Below are 16,666 nucleotides of genomic sequence, written 5' to 3'. Positions count from 1 at the left end.
ACTAAACATCTAAAAATGATGAAAAAAAGAAGCATGCATCACGGCATCCTTCTTTTCGTTCCATATTAATCAGCAGTCATTTCAAGATCATCAATTCGTTTTTCAACATATTGCGTATCTTTGCGCGCATTAAATCTTTCTGCTTTTTCAATTTTTACAGCAATACTGTAATCCGGAATTCCCGCAAATTTTTCATATCTCCCTTTTGGCAGAAGAAAGTTTCCTTCTGGGAAATGCAGACCAAGATTTCCTTTTACAATGTCAGCAAATTTCGCTTTCCCTTGGAAGACGCCAAATTGGTTATAAACCACAACACTTTCTCCTTCTTGAATGCTTAACTTCTTAGCGTCTTCTGGATGCATTAAAACAGCATCTCTTTCAGCACCATTAAACGGATCAATTTCGTTATAAATCATTGAATTAAACTGTTTACCGCGTCTCGTTGTAAGATAAAAATCGCCATCTTTTTTATTTAAATCTGGAATTTCAACTGGAATTAAATTACCTTTTCCATCTGGAGTTGGACAAACGCCGTCTTCACATAACCACGCACCGCCCCACTGGAAGACATCTCCCTGTTTTTCAAGGTGCTGGACACCATCATAATCTGGGTTGGCTTTCCCTATTTCATCACGAATTGCTTGACCGTCTTTAAAATCAACTAAATGTGCGGTTTCTGGTTTTACACGCTTAGCAAGGTCAATGTAAATTTTCCATTCCGCACGTGCTTCTTCAATTCTATTTTTATTTCCTTCAATTTCAGGTGAGAAATACACCATACGCTCTGTTGACGTACTTGTTCCTCCACCATCCTGCTCATAGCGCGTTTGCGCCGGCAGAACGATCACAGCTTCCTTCGCATCGACTAATGTGGATGTATTAAAAATAATATCTTGGTGGACACGAATTTCTAATGCTGAAAGAGCTTTTTCAATGTAATCAGGATTTGGCATCGTTTCTAAGAAATTACCGCCGCTCATATAGTAAAGCTTTAATTTTCGTTCATGATCATCTGGCAGCATCGCATTTTCAATGGTTACTCCTACAATATCTCCCTGCCATTTTGGAAGCTTAAAGCCCCACAGCTTTTCGATGCGTTTCACATTTGCTTCATCCCAACCGCCGCCTGGTAGTACAAATGGATCAGCTCCCATTTCACCACTGCCCTGCACACTGGAGTGACCACGAAACGGCATTAACCCATTATGTTCCCTCCCAAGATAGCCGCGAAGTAAAGCAAGATTCGCTACTTGTGAAATGTTATCTGTTGCAAAGGAATGCATCGTTAACCCTAATGCCCATGCGAAAACAGCATTTTTACTGTTTGCAAGCAGTTCAGCTAACTCGATTATTCTTTCTTTTGCAATCCCTGATGACGTTATAATTTCATCCCAAGAATGCGCTTGAACTGCTGCTTTTAATTCCTCATAACCATTGACATGTTCTTGAACAAATTGATGATTAATAGCAGAACCGTGCTTTTTTTCTTCCATTTCAAACCAATACTTCATAATGCCGTGCATAAAGGCGATATCGCCGCCAATATTAATTTGATAGAAATCATCCGCAATTTTTGTACCAAATAAAGCTGATTCTGCATTAGACGGAATCCAATATTTATCCATTGCAGGTTCTCTATACGGATTAATAACAATAATTTTTGTACCTTTTTTCTTTGCCGCTAACATGTATTTTGTTGAAACAGGCGAAGCATTCGAAGCGACACTTCCCCAAAATAAAAGAACATCTGTCCCAATCCAATCTTTATAGTTTGCCGTAGAAGCGCCTACTCCAATCGAACGTTTAAGAGCTGTTTTACTTGGAGAGTGACAAATTCTTGAGGCATTATCAACATGATTCGTTCCAAGAAAACGGGACACCTTTCCTGCCACATAATACGACTCATTCGTAATTCCTCGTGATGTTAAATAAAAAGCATATTGTTTAGGATCTAACTTTTTCATCTTTTCAGCTATGATATCCATTGCATCGTCCCAGCTAATTCGAGAAAACTTTCTTTCGCCAGGTCTGCGAATGAGTGGATATGGAATACGTCCTAATTCACGTAGTTCAGAACTTGAATACTTGCGCAGTTTATCAATATCAGCGTGAACCACTTCTTCTTTCATAGCAGGCATTGTATTTAAACGAAGCACATTTAATCGGGTCGTACAAACGTGCGGTCCTGCTAATGTTTGATCATATAATCCTGAAACCCCTAGTGCACAGCCATCACAAACACCTTTTGTAATAATACGTGTCGCATATCCTAAATTATCACGGTTTTTCCAAGCAATCTTTGCGGTATCTCGAAAATGATGCGGCTTTATCTTTCCAAGACCAAATGGTACCTTGCTTACCCAATGTTCTGGAGACGGAACTTTTGATATTTTAATAGGTCCTGTATGCTTTGTTTTCCCCATTTTCATCACCTTTCTTTTATTAAAATTAGAAAAACCACCGAAGGCACATTTCTCCATAAAGAAATGCAGCCTGCGGTGGTTAGTCTTGAGCAGGGTCGCTGCTAAGTGCCAATCCACTATTTATTCTCTTACCTACAATCTTACTAATTTTTCTTGAATTTCTCTTCAAGATTCTCATCAAATATAAAAATTGACATTGCAAAATCTTTTTCAATATTAATATCTACATATAAGTCTAGAAATTTTGCACCGAGAAGCTCTTCCATTTCAACTGGATGATTTTTTTGGTAAATATTTTTAACCATTTCTGTACGCGCTGATCGGAGCATGTGTTTTCCATCATTTTCTGTTGCAATAAACTTCTCAACAGGAGATAAATTCCCTTCCATTTCGCATATTGCCCAATTTTTACAAAATGTTGTGCTTACTTTACTTGGCCCTTTCCCCATATACTGCTTTCGAAAGGAGCGAACTAAATTACTAAATTCTGCTTCATACTTATTCATCTTATAACAACCTTCTTCATTTTTGACCGGTAACAGGATCGCTATTCCGTATCAAAAAATATCAACAGTGTTTATTATTTAAAAAAATAATATCATGAAAGCGAATACACAACAATACTTTATATCTATTTCTTTAAATCCCCTTTTTCTTTCTACTTGTCTAATCTAGAAATATATGTTTAAGATAATATTAATCTATTAAGTATCAAAACGTAATTGCCATGATAATAAGAAAGGATGAACAGAATGGCAAAACCAATAACAAGCGAACAATCGATTATACGTTACGATGGTACGACACTCATTCATGGGAATGATCATATTGCCGTTGAATTTCCGCTTACGATTATGCTGAATGGTGAAGAATTTGCTACAATGGTTTGTACACCTGAAAATTTAGAAGACATGGTTATTGGTTTTCTCGCCTCTGAAGGAATCATCCGTTTTTATCATAAAGAAGTGAAATCATTAACTATTGATGAAAATCGTGGGTTTGCCTATGTAGAATTATATAAAAAACCAATGCTTAATGAACGATTGTACACAAAACGGTTTATCGGTTCATGCTGCGGAAAAAGCAGACAAGGATTTTATTTTCAAAATGACGTTCGCACCGCTAAAACATCGTCAGCAAAAACAATACTTTCAGCACAAAACTGTCTTGCGTTAATGAAGGAAATGCAAAACAACAGCACTGTATTTAAAGATACAGGCGGTGTTCATAATGCGGCCCTTTGTGACAGCGAAAAAATGCTGATCACCCGCACTGATATTGGTCGTCATAATGCGTTAGACAAATTGTACGGACACTGCCTGATCAAGCAAATTTCTGTTCGTGATAAAATTCTTGCCTTCAGCGGCAGAATTTCATCTGAAGTTTTATTAAAAGCTTCAAAAATCGGGGTTGGTATTATGCTGTCAAAATCTGCACCAACGGACCTCGCTTTAAAAATTGCTGATGAATTGAACATTACGACAGTTGGATTTATTCGTGATAATAAAATGAATATTTATACCCATCCCGAGAGAATTGTTTAAACCGAAATATAATTAGTGTTCTCTATTCTCTACTAATAGGAAGGAGATCCATTGATGGAAACTATGAATAATAAAGTCATTGATAAATTAAAAAGACCTCTCCGTGACTTAAGGATTTCTGTAACTGATCGATGTAATTTTCGCTGTCACTACTGCATGCCGGCAGAAATATTTGGACCAGACTTCGAGTTTTTAAAGAAAAGTAAACTGTTAACATTTGAAGAAATCACACGACTTGTTCAGCTGTTTGTTAAGCAAGTTGGAGTCAAAAAAATTCGTATTACCGGTGGAGAGCCGCTGATGCGTAAAGATTTGCATAAGTTAATCCAGCAAATGAATGACATTGAAGGTATTGAAGATATTGCGATGACAACAAATGGAGTATTGCTTCCAAAATATGCTACCCAATTAAAAGAGGCTGGGCTGCAGCGTGTGACAGTGAGCCTAGATAGCTTAGATGACGAAAAGTTCGGAAAGATTAATGGACGCGGTATCGGCATACAACCTGTTCTTGATGGCATTAATGCTGCGGAAAATGCAGGAATGAAAGTAAAAATTAATATGGTTGTCCAAAAGGGCGTTAATGAGCAAGATATTCTTCCAATGGCGCGCTTTTTTCGAGGAACAGGACATATTTTGCGATTTATTGAATATATGGATGTTGGAAACTCTAACGGCTGGAAGCTTGATGAAGTATTTCCGAAAAAAGAAATTATTACTCGCATTCATAAGGAAATGCCGCTTGAGCCAATTGATCCAAATTACCGCGGGGAAGTTGCAGCACGTTACCGTTATAAAGGAACAGACGAAGAAATTGGCATTATTTCTTCTGTAACGGACGCTTTTTGTTCAACATGCAACCGCGCTCGTCTGTCCGCGGAAGGAAAACTTTACACATGTTTATTTTCTGCAAAAGGTCATGATTTACGAGAACCTCTTCGCAGCGGAGCAAGTGATAAAGAAATGATCGACCTTATTCAAAACATTTGGCACACACGCGATGACCGCTATTCCGAAGAACGATTAAACAATACGAACATACAGCGTCCTAAAGTAGAAATGTCCCATATCGGTGGATAATCGTGCTGATGCTTGGATGTCATGTTCTATTTATAAACCAATAAAAGCGCCTAAGCATGAAAGAAGCTTAGGCGCTTTTATTGGCTTGTGTTTGCTGATAGGTTTCGTATTTCTCCTTATCAACATAACGATCAAACCCTTTTTGAACAAGTTCATCCCATGATAATTCAAATAAGTTGAATGTTATTACATCTCCATGTACACTCATTTTTCTTTCTCCTTTCCTTATTAAATTAAAGTATAATCTTTTTTAACTGACAGCATTCTTTGCATCGATGAACATGTACTTTATTGTGATTTGAACTGATATAAGCTCCTTGAAATTCATACTCATGCCCGCCTTCCAAATAACACATAAACTTTTCGATCCAATTCATTTATAACCACTCCTCTTTCAGTTAATTTTTGAAAAGCTCTGACTTGTTTAAAGAAATAATATCATTCATATTTTTTCTTTTCTATTTTTTGGTAAGGATTTCTACCATAAAAATTTTCTCTACGTTTCCCACATCCTAATTCTTTATGCTATAATATATCGAAAAAATTTTTTATTGAATTTGCGGAGGGAAACAAAACTAATGAGTCATTTTCGAGATCATCGTTTACAATTACATTTAGAAAAAAATAAAAATCGTGCACGTTTATTAATCAGCTGCGCAGACCAACCAGGAATCGTTGCTGCGGTCTCAAGCTACTTATCAGAGCAAGGAGCAAATATTGTAGAATCCAATCAATATACAACAGATCCAGAAGGCGGAATGTTTTTTTTACGTATCGAGTTTGAATGCGAGCATTTATCTTCTAAAAAAGAACAATTAGAAAATGAATTCACTTCTATTTCTAACAAGTTTGAAATGGATTGGAAAATCGCTTATGCAGATGAACTAAAACGCATGGCAATCTTCGTTTCAAAAGGTGAACACTGCTTACTTGAACTCTTATGGCAGTGGCAAGCAGGCGACTTAATTGCTGATATTCCACTTGTAATAAGTAACCACCCTGATTTACGGGAAACTGTTGAATCACTTGGCATTCCTTTCTATCATATTCCTGTTACAAAAGAAACGAAAAAAGAAGCAGAACAAAAACAAATTGAATTAGTAAAGAAATATAATATTGATGTGGTTGTTCTTGCTCGTTACATGCAAATTCTTTCTGCTGAATTTGTAAAGGAAATGCCCTATCGTATTATTAATATTCACCACTCATTCTTACCTGCCTTTATCGGGGCACGCCCGTATGAACGCGCTTATGAACGCGGCGTTAAACTAATTGGCGCAACTTCCCATTATGTGACAAACGATTTAGATGAAGGACCAATTATTGAACAAGACATTGAACGTGTCAACCATAAAGACAATGCTGAGGATTTAAAACGTATTGGTCGAACTATTGAACGTAATGTATTAGCTCGCGCTGTTTCTTGGCATCTTCAAGATCGCGTCCTTGTCTATTCCAATAAAACGGTTGTATTTGAATAAAAGCTAATTAGAAGGGGGCAAACCGCCTATCTACTTTTTATATTTTCAAAATGGCTATTTCCCTATTTTGAAAAGCTTAAAACTTGTTATTTCAAAAAAATTTATACTTAACAAAAATCCTCACCGTTCAGCTTGAACAGTGAGGATTTCTTCTTTATGATTCTTTTATATAGGTTGCGCCGTCTTTTTGAGACACTTTTCCTTCTTTCATCAATCGTCCCATGGCACGTTTAAAAGCAGCTTTACTCATATGAAACGTCTCTTTAATAGCTTCTGGCTCTGTTTTATCCCAATAAGGAATTTTTCCGCCATTCTCCTCTATAAACGCATAAATTCTTTCAGCATCATCCCCTAAACGTTCCTGTTTACGAGGAAGCAGTGATACGTTGACACTGCGATCTTCTTTGACTTCAATAATCCGTCCTTGAATTTTTCCACCTAAACGAGGTTCTTGATCCCACTCGCTTTTATGAACAAATCCCATAATACCATCTTCTGATATGAAAAAGGAACCTTCTCCCATCGCTTCATAAACAGTACCTGTTATATCTTTATTAAACATCTCTTCTTCAGCATCACGAGAAATTTCAATGATTTGCTCGTGACCAGCAAGCTTTGCAAACAATCTTCCTTTTTTATCAAGGATTAACGTACAATAAAGCCAGTCTCCTTCTTCCGGCCATAACCCATATACTTTGGGAAGTTCATCAAGCGATACTAACATATCTTTTTTAATCCCAATATCTACAAAAACACCAAGTTTTCTTTTTTTGCTTACAACTTGTACCCATTTATATATGTCAAGGCTAATTGTCGGTATGGTCATTGTTGCAGCAAGACGTCCTTGATGATCTTGATAAAGAAATACTTCAATTGTCTCTTCTTCGGCCAATGGACGTTCTATTTCAGATTTATGAAGTAAAACATCTTCTGTTCCATTTGTTAAAAAATAACCAAACTCCGCCTCACGATCTACCGTAAGTGAAACGACCGTCCCTGCTTGTAATTTCATGCTTTCCCTTCTTTCTCACTCAATACTAATTCTTCTTTATAATTTTTACTTTATCATATTTCCTCATTCAATATTGCCATAACTGGAAAAATGTTAATACACAGAAAACATTTCAATTTTTTTGAATCTTGACACTATTAAAGGGTCAAAAACACCAGAAATTGTTCCTATCCTGTAAATTGGCAAATAGTAATATTTTGATTGTAATTTACCAAACATACATTCATCCAATTATGAGAAAACTTCTTATTCAGGAAGGAGAGAGGATGTATGATTAATGAAAAACAATTAAAAGAACAATGGGTAAATGATTACCTTGATTTATATCGTTTTGCAAAAGAAATTGGTGATCAGGATTGGCAACAGGAACTTTCAACAAAATTATCGAACAGTGAGACATTTGTTACAAAAGAAACTCATGAAATTATTCAGGCTGACCTCCAGCAATCTTTTGATGAAATCGATAACGAAATTGCGGCTCTTTATTATCAGTTAAATGCGCTACACAGCCAACACGAAAAAGAAAAACTTCGAGAGCAGGTCTGGCATTTAAAGATTAAACGCGCTTCATTAATGCAGCAGCTTCGTGCAATGAGCTCTGATGCAAATGATCAGTTTTTTATTATTCGATTTTATTTATAAAAGTAAAATGTGCAGCTCTAAGACTGCACATTTTACTATTTCAAGCAAGATAAGATTCTTTAATTTGAGGATTGTGAAGCAAAGCATTCGCATCATCTGTTAGCGTAATCATTCCTGTTTGAATGACATATCCTCGATGAGCAATTTGCAGAGCTTGATAGGCGTTTTGTTCTACTAATAAAATCGTCATGCCTTCTTTGTTTAATGCTTGAATAATTTCAAAAATTTGTTCTACCAATATCGGAGCAAGACCCATCGAAGGCTCATCAAGCAGTAAAATTTTCGGATTCATCATTAACGCTCTGCCAATTGCGAGCATTTGTTGTTCTCCGCCGCTCATCGTACCGGCCTTTTGATCAAGCCGCTCTTTTAATCGAGGAAAATATTGAAAGGCCATTTCTATTCTGTCTTTTACTTTTTTTTTGCTTCGTAAAGAGAATCCTCCCATTTCTAAGTTTTCTTTAACAGTTAAACGCGGGAATATTTTCCTTCCTTCAGGTACATGTGCAAGTCCCCTGAGCGCTAATAGGTGGGGAGAATCATGGATAATTTCGTTTCCCTCATATAAAATAGAGCCTGCTTTTTTACCAACATGACCGCAAATTGTTTTTAATGCTGTGGATTTCCCAGCACCATTTGAACCAATTAAAGTGACGATTTCTCCTCGATTTACATGAAGAGAAATCCCCTTTAAAGCATGAATTCCATCATAATAAGTGTGGACATTAATAAGTTCAAGCAGATTCATTTACTTCTCACCTTCTTCAACAAAATGATGCCTTTCTTTTCCGAGGTAAGCTTCAATCACTTTTGCATTTGTCCGGATTTCTTCTGCTGTTCCTTCTGCAATCTTCTCGCCATGATCTAAAACGATAATATGTTCTGAAAGATTCATTACTAATTTCATGTCATGTTCAATTAACAAAATGGTTATATTAAGTTCATCACGCACTTTACGAATTAAATCCGTTAAGTCTCTCGTTTCTTTTGGATTCATCCCTGCTGCGGGTTCATCCAAAAGAAGAAGATCTGGTTTAGAAGCAAGTGCACGAGCAATCTCTAAACGTCTCTGTGCTCCGTAGGAAAGGTTTTGCGCTGTTTCATTTAAAAGAGAAGACAACCCTACATACTCAAGCAGTTGAAAAGCTTTAATTTGCGCCAGTTTTTCTTCCTTTTTTACGTATGGAAAGGAAAATAAAATGCCAAAAAGGTTTGCAGATAAATGAGGATGCATACCAATCATTACATTATCTAGTACGGTGAGGTTTTTAAATAAACGAATGTTTTGAAACGTTCTTGAAACACCAAGAGCCGCTATTCGATTTGTCCTTAAACCGCTGTACGATTTACCATCTAAGAGCATTGTTCCTTGATCAGGTTTATAAATTCCCGTAATCACATTAAAAAAGGTTGTTTTGCCACCACCATTAGGACCAATTACAGCGGTGATCGAATCCTTTTTCACAACGACATTAATATTTTTCACAGCAACAAGTCCACCAAATTTTTTCGTCAAATTGTTAATTTCAAGAAGAGAATTTTCTGTTTTCGGATCATTCTGATTTTTGTTCCCTGTTTCTAAGTTCTGAGTTTTATTACTTTGTTCCCTTAAATTCTTTTCATTCACAAAGTTCTTTTTGGCAGGAATTAACCCATATGGCTTGTATAGGGTGAAGCCGACTAAAATCATTCCGAAAATAAATCGCTGCATTTTGGCTGGAGCAAGCGCATTAGGAAAAGCGATACTTCCTTCCATGCTTAAATGATTCAACCAATTTGTTAGCTCCGTTAAGACTTGCAGATTTAAAGTCGTCACAACTGCCGCTCCTAAAATAACACCAGGGACGCTCCCCATTCCGCCTAAAAGCACCATAACAAGAATGGTAATTGATTCCAATAATGTAAAGCTTGTTGGATCAATGAATGTTTGTTTTGCAGCAAATACAACGCCCATCATGCCAGAAAATGAAGCCCCAATCGCGAATGCAGTTAGCTTTGTGAGCACTAAAGGAATTCCCATTGCTTGAGCTGCAATTTCATCTTCTCTTACCGCTTTAAACGATCTTCCTAAACGAGAATGCTCTACTCGGATAACAGAAAAAATAACAGCTGCCAAAATCATAAGCACAATATAGTAATATTGATTAGGATATAAAAACGTCATGCCAAATAAGGCAGGTGGTTGAATCGAAGAAAGTCCCATCGCACCATTTGTGATATTTACAGGTTTTTCTAAATTATTAAATACAATTCGAATAATCTCGCCAAAGCCAAGCGTAACAATTGCAAGATAATCTCCTTTTACTCTTAATACCGGTAACCCTAACAATACACCAAATAACGCAGCAGCAAAGCAGCCGATGATAATAAAAAACCAAAAGCTTCCCCCTGAAAGCGGATAGCTGCCAAACGGCATAAATTCCATTGCTTGACTTGTTGCAAAAATTCCATACGTATAAGCTCCAATCGCAAAAAACGCAACAAAACCTAAATCTAATAACCCCGCAAAGCCAACAACAATATTTAAACCAAGTCCCATTGCCACATAAATACCTACTTGTGAAGCTACTTCCATATAAGATTGATAGCCAGGTCCCCCGCTGGCTGAAGCGGGTAAAATAAACACAAGGATAGCGAGCGCTGTACTCCATTTCCATCGATTCGGTATGCTTGTATAATAAAGAAGCAGTAACGAGAACAGCATTAATAAAAAGGCAAGAACAGATTTTTGTGAAAAATAGAGAGTGCAGCTAGTTATAACAAGATAACCAATAAGAAGAAACCATTGGAAAACACCATTTTCTTTAATATTCTCCATTATCTTTTTCACATTTTCCACCTACACCTTCTCTATAGCCGCTTTTCCAAAAAGTCCTTCAGGTTTAAAAGTTAGCACGATAATAAGAATCGCAAATGCAAATACATCTTTATATTCAGCACCTACCATTCCATTTGTTAATAAACCTAAATTAGCTGCTGCAAACATTTCGATTAACCCGAGCAGAATTCCCCCAAACATCGCACCGCGTATATTGCCAATTCCACCTAATACAGCTGCTGTAAAAGCTTTTAAACCAAGAATAAACCCAACATAAGGATCAATGGTTCCATATTGCTGTGCAAACAACACACCTGTTGCTCCACCTAATGCCGAGCCGATAAAGAAGGTTAATGTAACTACTTTATTGACATTCACCCCCATTAAAGAAGCGGTCTCAGGATCCTGTGCAACAGCGCGCATCGCCATTCCCCATTTTGTCTTATTTACAAAAAAATCAAGACCAATCATCATCAACAGCGTACACCCTAATAAAATGATTGTTGTTGCTTTAAAATAGATATCCGTAAAACCGCTAAAAATAGATGACACAGTTAATGTTAGCTGCTCATCATATAAAGTCGGCCCTGTTAAGATATAGATGCCGCGCTTTAATTCCGTTATAAATCGAACAATATCTTGTAAAAGAAAAGAAATGCCGATTGCTGAAATTAACGGAATTAACCTCGGTAAATGACGAAGCGGGCGGTATGCAACACGCTCAATTGCTACTCCCATAATCCCGGTAGATAAACTGGCAATGACTAATACAGCGAACAAAGTAAACCAAACAGGAAACATCTGAAGCCATCCCCATGTTTGGCTTGTTATTAAAACAGCTGTTCCAATAAACGCCCCTGTCATAAATATTTCACCATGTGCAAAGTTAATAAGCTCTAAAATGCCGTATACCATCGTATAACCAAGAGCGACGACAGCATACACAGCTCCTAATGTTAAACCATCAAATAATACTTGCGGTAAGGTGTGCAGGATCGACTCTATCATAAATTCCTTGCCTCACTTTATTTAATAGGATAAGAAAAGCGCAAGCGCCTTGCTCACCCCCGACAAGCAAATGTTCTTACGACGAAAAGGTGCTTTTTTTCCTTTACGGCGTAAGGTTATTTGACTCGAGGAGGTAGACGCTGGAGCTAGACATCAAAACTTATACTTTCTTATTCTTTTAAAGAGAAAAAAGGTAATCCCTCTAGGTCATACCTTTTTCCTATACAGCAAGACTTTACTTTGTCACTTCTCCTACTTGTTCTCCTGGATATGTCGGTGTATCAAATTTAAAGATATATACTTTTGCATATTTGTTATCCCCTTTTTCATCAAAACCTACTTTTGTAACGACTCCTTCATAGTTTTGGGTTGCTCGTACTGTGCTGCTTACTTGTTCTCTTGTCGGTAAACTACCATTATTATCCTCGATTGCTTTTTCTATCCCTGCTAACATAACGCCCATTGCATCATATCCGTACGCAGAATATGACTCAACATTTTTACCAAACTTTTCTTTATAGCTTTCTGCAAAGTTCACCCCTGCTTCAATTTTTGATACATCTGCCGCCACAGACGTATAGTAAGTATTTGAAATCTTATCTCCTGCTATTTCTACCATTGTCGAGGAGTCAATGCCGTCCCCACCCATAAATGGGACACTAATATTTTTCTCACGAGCTTGTTTGACTAACAATCCACCTTCTGAGTACATACCTCCAAAATAAATAAGGTCTGGCTTTTTGGAAAGCACCTGATTCAACACACCATTAAAGTCTTTTTCACCAACCGTAATGCCTTCATAGCCAACAATTTCTGCACCCAACTCTTCTGCTGAACTTTTAAACGCTTCTGCCAGTCCTTGACCATATGCTGTTTTATCTTGAATGACAAAAATCTTCTTTGCACTTAATTCATTTACAGCAAAATCCGCCCCGGCTGGACCCTGAAAGTCATCACGTGCTACAATGCGATTTACAACAGCTAAACCGCGATCTGTAAAGTCGGTTGCTGTACTTGCTGGTGAAATCATTGCAATATTATACTTCTGATAGGTTTCTGATGAAGGAATAGATACACCTGAATTAAGATGACCAATTACACCAAGGATCGCCGTATCTGCTGCAATCATTTGGGCATTTGCTACCCCTTTTTTAGGATCTGCTTGATCATCATACGGAACGAGCTCAAGCTTATAGCCAAGTTCCTCAAATTTCTTCTTGTTTTCTTCTAATTTTAGCTGTGCACCAAGCTTAATCGCTTCCCCTAGCGTCGCAATACTACCTGATAATGGACTTGCTGCCGCAACTTTAATAACAGTTGGACTAGACGAAGAGGCAGAGTCCCCATCAGAAGAGGCTGGTTGATTACTCTTACTACTTGTACATCCTGCCAACACACCAAAAACTAAAACGACCAACATAAGAATGCAAAAAAGCTTTTTAGACATGAAATTCACGTCCCCCTTTTAAGATGAAATTTTTACAACAAAACTATAAATATCTCTCGGATGATCCAAGAAGTATTTATTAAAGGTAACGAGCTATGTAGTTTTAAATAAAAAGTTTTAAAAACCAATAATCCCTTTAAACACATTTAATATATTTATAGCTTTATTAAATAATTCCAACTTAATTAAAATTTAGTGGATAACCTAAAAATTATCTATATTATGGCTAGAAAACCTCTCATACTATCTTCCTACAAGCAATTTTTTTCTTTTAAATAAATAAAAAGCCGCTTAAAATCAAGCGGCTTTTATCAGCATTTACTTTTTCAAATTTCGATAGACACGATCTGCTTCAAATAAGATTCGCTCTTCATCGAGCGTTGTGCATTCTCCATTTTGCACGAGTGCTTTTCCTTTTACATACACATCACATACATCACTGCCTGACGCTGCATAAACGAGATGGGAAACAACATGCTCTTTCGGCTGAAGGTGTGGTTGATTTGTTGGATCAATTGTTATAAAGTCTGCCTGTTTGCCAACTTCAAGCGAACCCACTTCAGGAAGACGAATTGCTTGTGCCCCGTCTTTTGTCGCAAGTCTTAGCACAGTCTCAGCCGGCATTTTTGTTGAATCTTCTTTTGCCCCTTTTTGTAACAGTGCTGCAATGCGAAGCTCTTGAAACATGTCAAAATTATTATTTGACGCCACACTGTCTGTTGCAATTCCAACCATTATCCCATTAGTAAGCATCGCTGTAACATCGGCAATTCCTGAACCGAGCTTTAAATTACTAATTGGATTATGCGCTACCGCAACATTGTATTTTGCCAGTGTTTCCCGCTCTTCTTGAGTGAGATGAACACCATGTGCAATAATTGTCGGCTGATTAAATATACCCAATGATTCTAAGTGAGCAACTGGACGCTTTCCATAATCGTCAACATTTTTTTGAACTTCTTGTGCTGTTTCTGATAAGTGAATATGAACCGGAATTTGATAGTCTGCCGCAAGTTTTGCTGCTTCTTGAAGCATGTCTGGTGAACACGTATATGGACTGTGCGGGGCAGCCATTGTTGTCATGCGTCCATCAAATTCATTTCGCCACGTTTTCGCAAATTCTCTCGCTTTGCGCACATTTTCTTTTTGTTCTTCTTCTGTTCCAAAACTAAATAATGTTTGTGAAAAAATAGAACGAATACCAGCTTCACCAATAACACGCGCCACTTCATCTGCGTCAATGCCAATTGGATTGAACATATCTGAAAAAGTTGTTGTACCGGATTTTAACATTTCTACAAGTCCAAGCGCTGTACTCCATTTTGCTGTTTCGGTTGTATACTGCTGCTCCATTGGCCAAATTCTCGTTTCAAGCCAAGGCTTTAACTGCATATCGTCGCCAATGCCGCGCAAAATGGTCATTAAAATGTGACTGTGCGTATTTACCAGTCCTGGAAGAACCCATTTTCCTTTTAAATCAACAGTATGCTCTGCTGATTGTTGATCAAAATCTTCAACAGAACCTACATGAATAATTTTCCCATCTTCTACAACGAGAACACCATGATGAATAACTGTATTATGATCATCTATTGTTACAATTGTACCGTTAAGATAAGCTGTTTTCATATTTGACGTCCTTTCTCTCAATAATTATTTAATCTATCACGGTTTGAAACATGAAAGCAACTTAATTGCCAGTAGTGCTATTTTTCTTATAATTTAAACAATAAGCCATTTTTTTCTAATTGTGCTATACTTTTAAAAAATACATAATGACATGATGAGAAAGGAATGGAAAAGATGAATAAAGAAGTTCCTGAAAGTAAAAGTGTCAATGAATCACGCACGGTGAAATCAGGTTTTGTCCTTCCCTCTGCTACTAATAACTACCATACAATGTTTGGAGGAAAATTATTGGAAATGATTGATGAAGTTGCCGCTATTTCTGCAACACGACATGCGCGCATGGTTGCTGTGACAGCATCAATTGACTCAGTCGATTTTTTATATCCAATTAAAGAAGGAAACGGAATCTGCTTAGAGTCTTTTGTAAGTTGGACACATAATACATCAATGGAAGTATTCGTAAAAGTAATCTCAGAAGATCTTTTTAGCGGAGAACGAAAAGTTTGTACAACCGCATTTGTAACATTTGTAGCGTTAGGTGAAAATAAAAAACCGATTGCTGTTCCAAAGGTTATTCCAGAAACAGAAGAAGAAATTGCTCTTCATGAAAGCGCACCATTCCGTGCAAAAGCACGAAAAGAACGTCGAGAAAAAAGCCGACAGCTCGCTAACAACTCTGGTATTAAAAAACCGTGGGAATAAACGTTATTAATAAAAACTTTTATCGTAAAGTGCTGACTTTTCATTACGTGTCAGCACTTTTATTTTTATAAAAATACAATAAAATGATTATATATACATAAAAACAACGTGTTAAATATTTATAATTATATTATATCAGCTATTATCAGAATATTTGAATGAATAAAAATACGACCAACTCCATTGACGAGCGCCAAATTCTCCTATAATCTATTTAGTAGAGATTATTTTTATAGAACGGAGGAGACCATGTACAAGCTGATTAAACAACTGCTGTTCGTCTTTGTTGGCCTTGTTCTTACTTCGCTCGGCATTAAAATACTTGCTGTAAGCCATTTAACGTTTGGCGGCACAGCAGGGATTGCAACAATTTTAACGTTTGTTACCGAGTACTCGTGGGGAATATGGTTTTTTATCGCAAACCTACCTTTTTTCTTTATTTCCTTTCAAGAACTCGGAAAATGGTTTTCAATTTCAAGTTTATTGTCGATTACCGGCATTTCATTAGTTAGAGAAATTTTCGATCAATTTCTCATCTTCCCTGAATTAAATATGATTGTTTCATCTATTATTGCCGGCACATTAATTGGAATCGGTGTGACATTTGTTTTAAATAACGGTTCTTCACTCGGAGGCATTCATATTTTAGCGCTATACATGGACAAGAAATTTCAAATTAACCGTGGAGTAGTAATTTTCATCTGTGATGGACTAATTATTCTTGCCGCTGCAATGATGGTTGGCTGGCAGCGCGCGTTTATTTCGATTATTTGTATTACAATTGCTAGTACAATTATCGGTCGTTATAAAAAATCACCAATTAAAGAAATGGAAACAACAGATTCTTCTGTATCCCTTCAAAATGCGAGCAGCTCTTAAA

The 16,666-nt window shown here is 36.9% G+C and carries 15 protein-coding genes and 1 pseudogene; 6 read left to right on the top strand and 10 right to left on the bottom strand.

Annotation, left to right across the window (positions count from 1 at the left end; genetic code table 11):
• Positions 1–65 precede the first annotated feature (65 nt).
• Together DS031_RS01075 and DS031_RS01070 are read right to left on the bottom strand one after the other, a co-directional pair.
• A complete protein-coding gene (locus DS031_RS01075; RefSeq protein ID WP_113804076.1) occupies positions 66–2,423 on the bottom strand; it encodes an FdhF/YdeP family oxidoreductase in 2,358 nt (785 codons plus the stop codon).
• Positions 2,424–2,566: 143 nt separating this feature from the next.
• On the bottom strand, positions 2,567–2,929 hold the full coding sequence (locus tag DS031_RS01070; RefSeq protein WP_113804075.1) for a Na-translocating system protein MpsC family protein: 363 nt from the start codon (positions 2,927–2,929) through the stop codon (positions 2,567–2,569).
• Between the two features lie 246 nt (positions 2,930–3,175).
• On the opposite strand from DS031_RS01070, the gene fdhD reads away from it, so the two are divergent.
• Positions 3,176–3,967 carry a formate dehydrogenase accessory sulfurtransferase FdhD gene (fdhD, locus tag DS031_RS01065; protein WP_113804074.1) on the top strand — a complete coding sequence of 264 codons (792 nt, stop codon included), beginning with the start codon at positions 3,176–3,178 and terminating at the stop codon, positions 3,965–3,967.
• Between the two features lie 63 nt (positions 3,968–4,030).
• A complete protein-coding gene (moaA, locus tag DS031_RS01060; RefSeq protein ID WP_113804328.1) occupies positions 4,031–5,047 on the top strand; it encodes a GTP 3',8-cyclase MoaA in 1,017 nt (338 codons plus the stop codon).
• A gap of 67 nt (positions 5,048–5,114) precedes the next feature.
• On the opposite strand, the gene DS031_RS23420 is transcribed toward moaA, so the two are convergent.
• Positions 5,115–5,255 (bottom strand): hypothetical protein, encoded by a 141-nt coding sequence (locus tag DS031_RS23420; protein ID WP_181832950.1) that lies wholly within the window; start codon positions 5,253–5,255, stop codon positions 5,115–5,117.
• Between the two features lie 370 nt (positions 5,256–5,625).
• Between DS031_RS23420 and purU the strand changes: the two genes are divergently transcribed.
• On the top strand, positions 5,626–6,528 hold the full coding sequence (gene purU, locus DS031_RS01055; protein WP_113804073.1) for a formyltetrahydrofolate deformylase: 903 nt from the start codon (positions 5,626–5,628) through the stop codon (positions 6,526–6,528).
• Positions 6,529–6,682: 154 nt separating this feature from the next.
• Here purU and DS031_RS01050 read toward each other — a convergent pair whose 3' ends face one another.
• Positions 6,683–7,540: a CvfB family protein gene (locus DS031_RS01050; RefSeq protein WP_113804072.1), complete on the bottom strand. Its 858-nt coding sequence runs from the start codon at positions 7,538–7,540 to the stop codon at positions 6,683–6,685.
• A gap of 270 nt (positions 7,541–7,810) precedes the next feature.
• On the opposite strand from DS031_RS01050, the gene DS031_RS01045 reads away from it, so the two are divergent.
• Positions 7,811–8,182 (top strand): hypothetical protein, encoded by a 372-nt coding sequence (locus DS031_RS01045; RefSeq protein WP_113804071.1) that lies wholly within the window; start codon positions 7,811–7,813, stop codon positions 8,180–8,182.
• A gap of 40 nt (positions 8,183–8,222) precedes the next feature.
• On the opposite strand, the gene DS031_RS01040 is transcribed toward DS031_RS01045, so the two are convergent.
• From DS031_RS01040 to DS031_RS01020, 6 genes and pseudogenes are all read right to left on the bottom strand, one after another.
• A complete protein-coding gene (locus DS031_RS01040) occupies positions 8,223–8,930 on the bottom strand; it encodes an ABC transporter ATP-binding protein (protein WP_113804070.1) in 708 nt (235 codons plus the stop codon).
• Complete coding sequence (locus tag DS031_RS23990) at positions 8,931–9,707, bottom strand: ABC transporter ATP-binding protein (protein ID WP_245947153.1); 777 nt, start codon at positions 9,705–9,707, stop codon at positions 8,931–8,933.
• Between the two features lie 54 nt (positions 9,708–9,761).
• Positions 9,762–11,012: pseudogene (locus tag DS031_RS23930) on the bottom strand (branched-chain amino acid ABC transporter permease); the annotation flags it as partial.
• Between the two features lie 9 nt (positions 11,013–11,021).
• Positions 11,022–12,008 (bottom strand): branched-chain amino acid ABC transporter permease, encoded by a 987-nt coding sequence (locus DS031_RS01030; protein ID WP_113804068.1) that lies wholly within the window; start codon positions 12,006–12,008, stop codon positions 11,022–11,024.
• Between the two features lie 235 nt (positions 12,009–12,243).
• Positions 12,244–13,455: a branched-chain amino acid ABC transporter substrate-binding protein gene (locus DS031_RS01025; RefSeq protein ID WP_113804067.1), complete on the bottom strand. Its 1,212-nt coding sequence runs from the start codon at positions 13,453–13,455 to the stop codon at positions 12,244–12,246.
• 318 nt (positions 13,456–13,773) lie between these two features.
• Positions 13,774–15,084 carry an amidohydrolase family protein gene (locus DS031_RS01020; RefSeq protein WP_113804066.1) on the bottom strand — a complete coding sequence of 437 codons (1,311 nt, stop codon included), beginning with the start codon at positions 15,082–15,084 and terminating at the stop codon, positions 13,774–13,776.
• Positions 15,085–15,258: 174 nt separating this feature from the next.
• On the opposite strand from DS031_RS01020, the gene DS031_RS01015 reads away from it, so the two are divergent.
• Entirely contained in the window at positions 15,259–15,786 is a 528-nt protein-coding gene (locus DS031_RS01015) for an acyl-CoA thioesterase (RefSeq protein WP_113804065.1), read from the top strand.
• Between the two features lie 249 nt (positions 15,787–16,035).
• Positions 16,036–16,665: a YitT family protein gene (locus tag DS031_RS01010; protein WP_113804064.1), complete on the top strand. Its 630-nt coding sequence runs from the start codon at positions 16,036–16,038 to the stop codon at positions 16,663–16,665.
• Position 16,666 lies beyond the last annotated feature (1 nt).

It is taken from the genome of Bacillus taeanensis, from assembly GCF_003318295.1.
Classification (GTDB): domain Bacteria; phylum Bacillota; class Bacilli; order Bacillales; family UBA6769; genus Maribacillus; species Maribacillus taeanensis.
The sequence above is the reverse complement of the archived record's forward strand: the minus strand, read 5'-3'. Positions and strand labels throughout refer to the sequence as shown.

Excerpts from the sequence above, each read along its gene's own strand:
- DS031_RS01075 (WP_113804076.1), bottom strand. The coding sequence starts at position 2,423 with ATGGGGAAAACAAAGCATACAGGACCTATTAAAATATCAAAAGTTCCG.
- DS031_RS01070 (WP_113804075.1), bottom strand. The coding sequence starts at position 2,929 with ATGAATAAGTATGAAGCAGAATTTAGTAATTTAGTTCGCTCCTTTCGA.
- fdhD (WP_113804074.1), top strand. The coding sequence starts at position 3,176 with ATGGCAAAACCAATAACAAGCGAACAATCGATTATACGTTACGATGGT.
- moaA (WP_113804328.1), top strand. The coding sequence starts at position 4,031 with ATGAATAATAAAGTCATTGATAAATTAAAAAGACCTCTCCGTGACTTA.
- DS031_RS23420 (WP_181832950.1), bottom strand. The coding sequence starts at position 5,255 with ATGAGTGTACATGGAGATGTAATAACATTCAACTTATTTGAATTATCA.
- purU (WP_113804073.1), top strand. The coding sequence starts at position 5,626 with ATGAGTCATTTTCGAGATCATCGTTTACAATTACATTTAGAAAAAAAT.
- DS031_RS01050 (WP_113804072.1), bottom strand. The coding sequence starts at position 7,540 with ATGAAATTACAAGCAGGGACGGTCGTTTCACTTACGGTAGATCGTGAG.
- DS031_RS01045 (WP_113804071.1), top strand. The coding sequence starts at position 7,811 with ATGATTAATGAAAAACAATTAAAAGAACAATGGGTAAATGATTACCTT.
- DS031_RS01040 (WP_113804070.1), bottom strand. The coding sequence starts at position 8,930 with ATGAATCTGCTTGAACTTATTAATGTCCACACTTATTATGATGGAATT.
- DS031_RS01030 (WP_113804068.1), bottom strand. The coding sequence starts at position 12,008 with ATGATAGAGTCGATCCTGCACACCTTACCGCAAGTATTATTTGATGGT.
- DS031_RS01025 (WP_113804067.1), bottom strand. The coding sequence starts at position 13,455 with ATGTCTAAAAAGCTTTTTTGCATTCTTATGTTGGTCGTTTTAGTTTTT.
- DS031_RS01020 (WP_113804066.1), bottom strand. The coding sequence starts at position 15,084 with ATGAAAACAGCTTATCTTAACGGTACAATTGTAACAATAGATGATCAT.
- DS031_RS01015 (WP_113804065.1), top strand. The coding sequence starts at position 15,259 with ATGAATAAAGAAGTTCCTGAAAGTAAAAGTGTCAATGAATCACGCACG.
- DS031_RS01010 (WP_113804064.1), top strand. The coding sequence starts at position 16,036 with ATGTACAAGCTGATTAAACAACTGCTGTTCGTCTTTGTTGGCCTTGTT.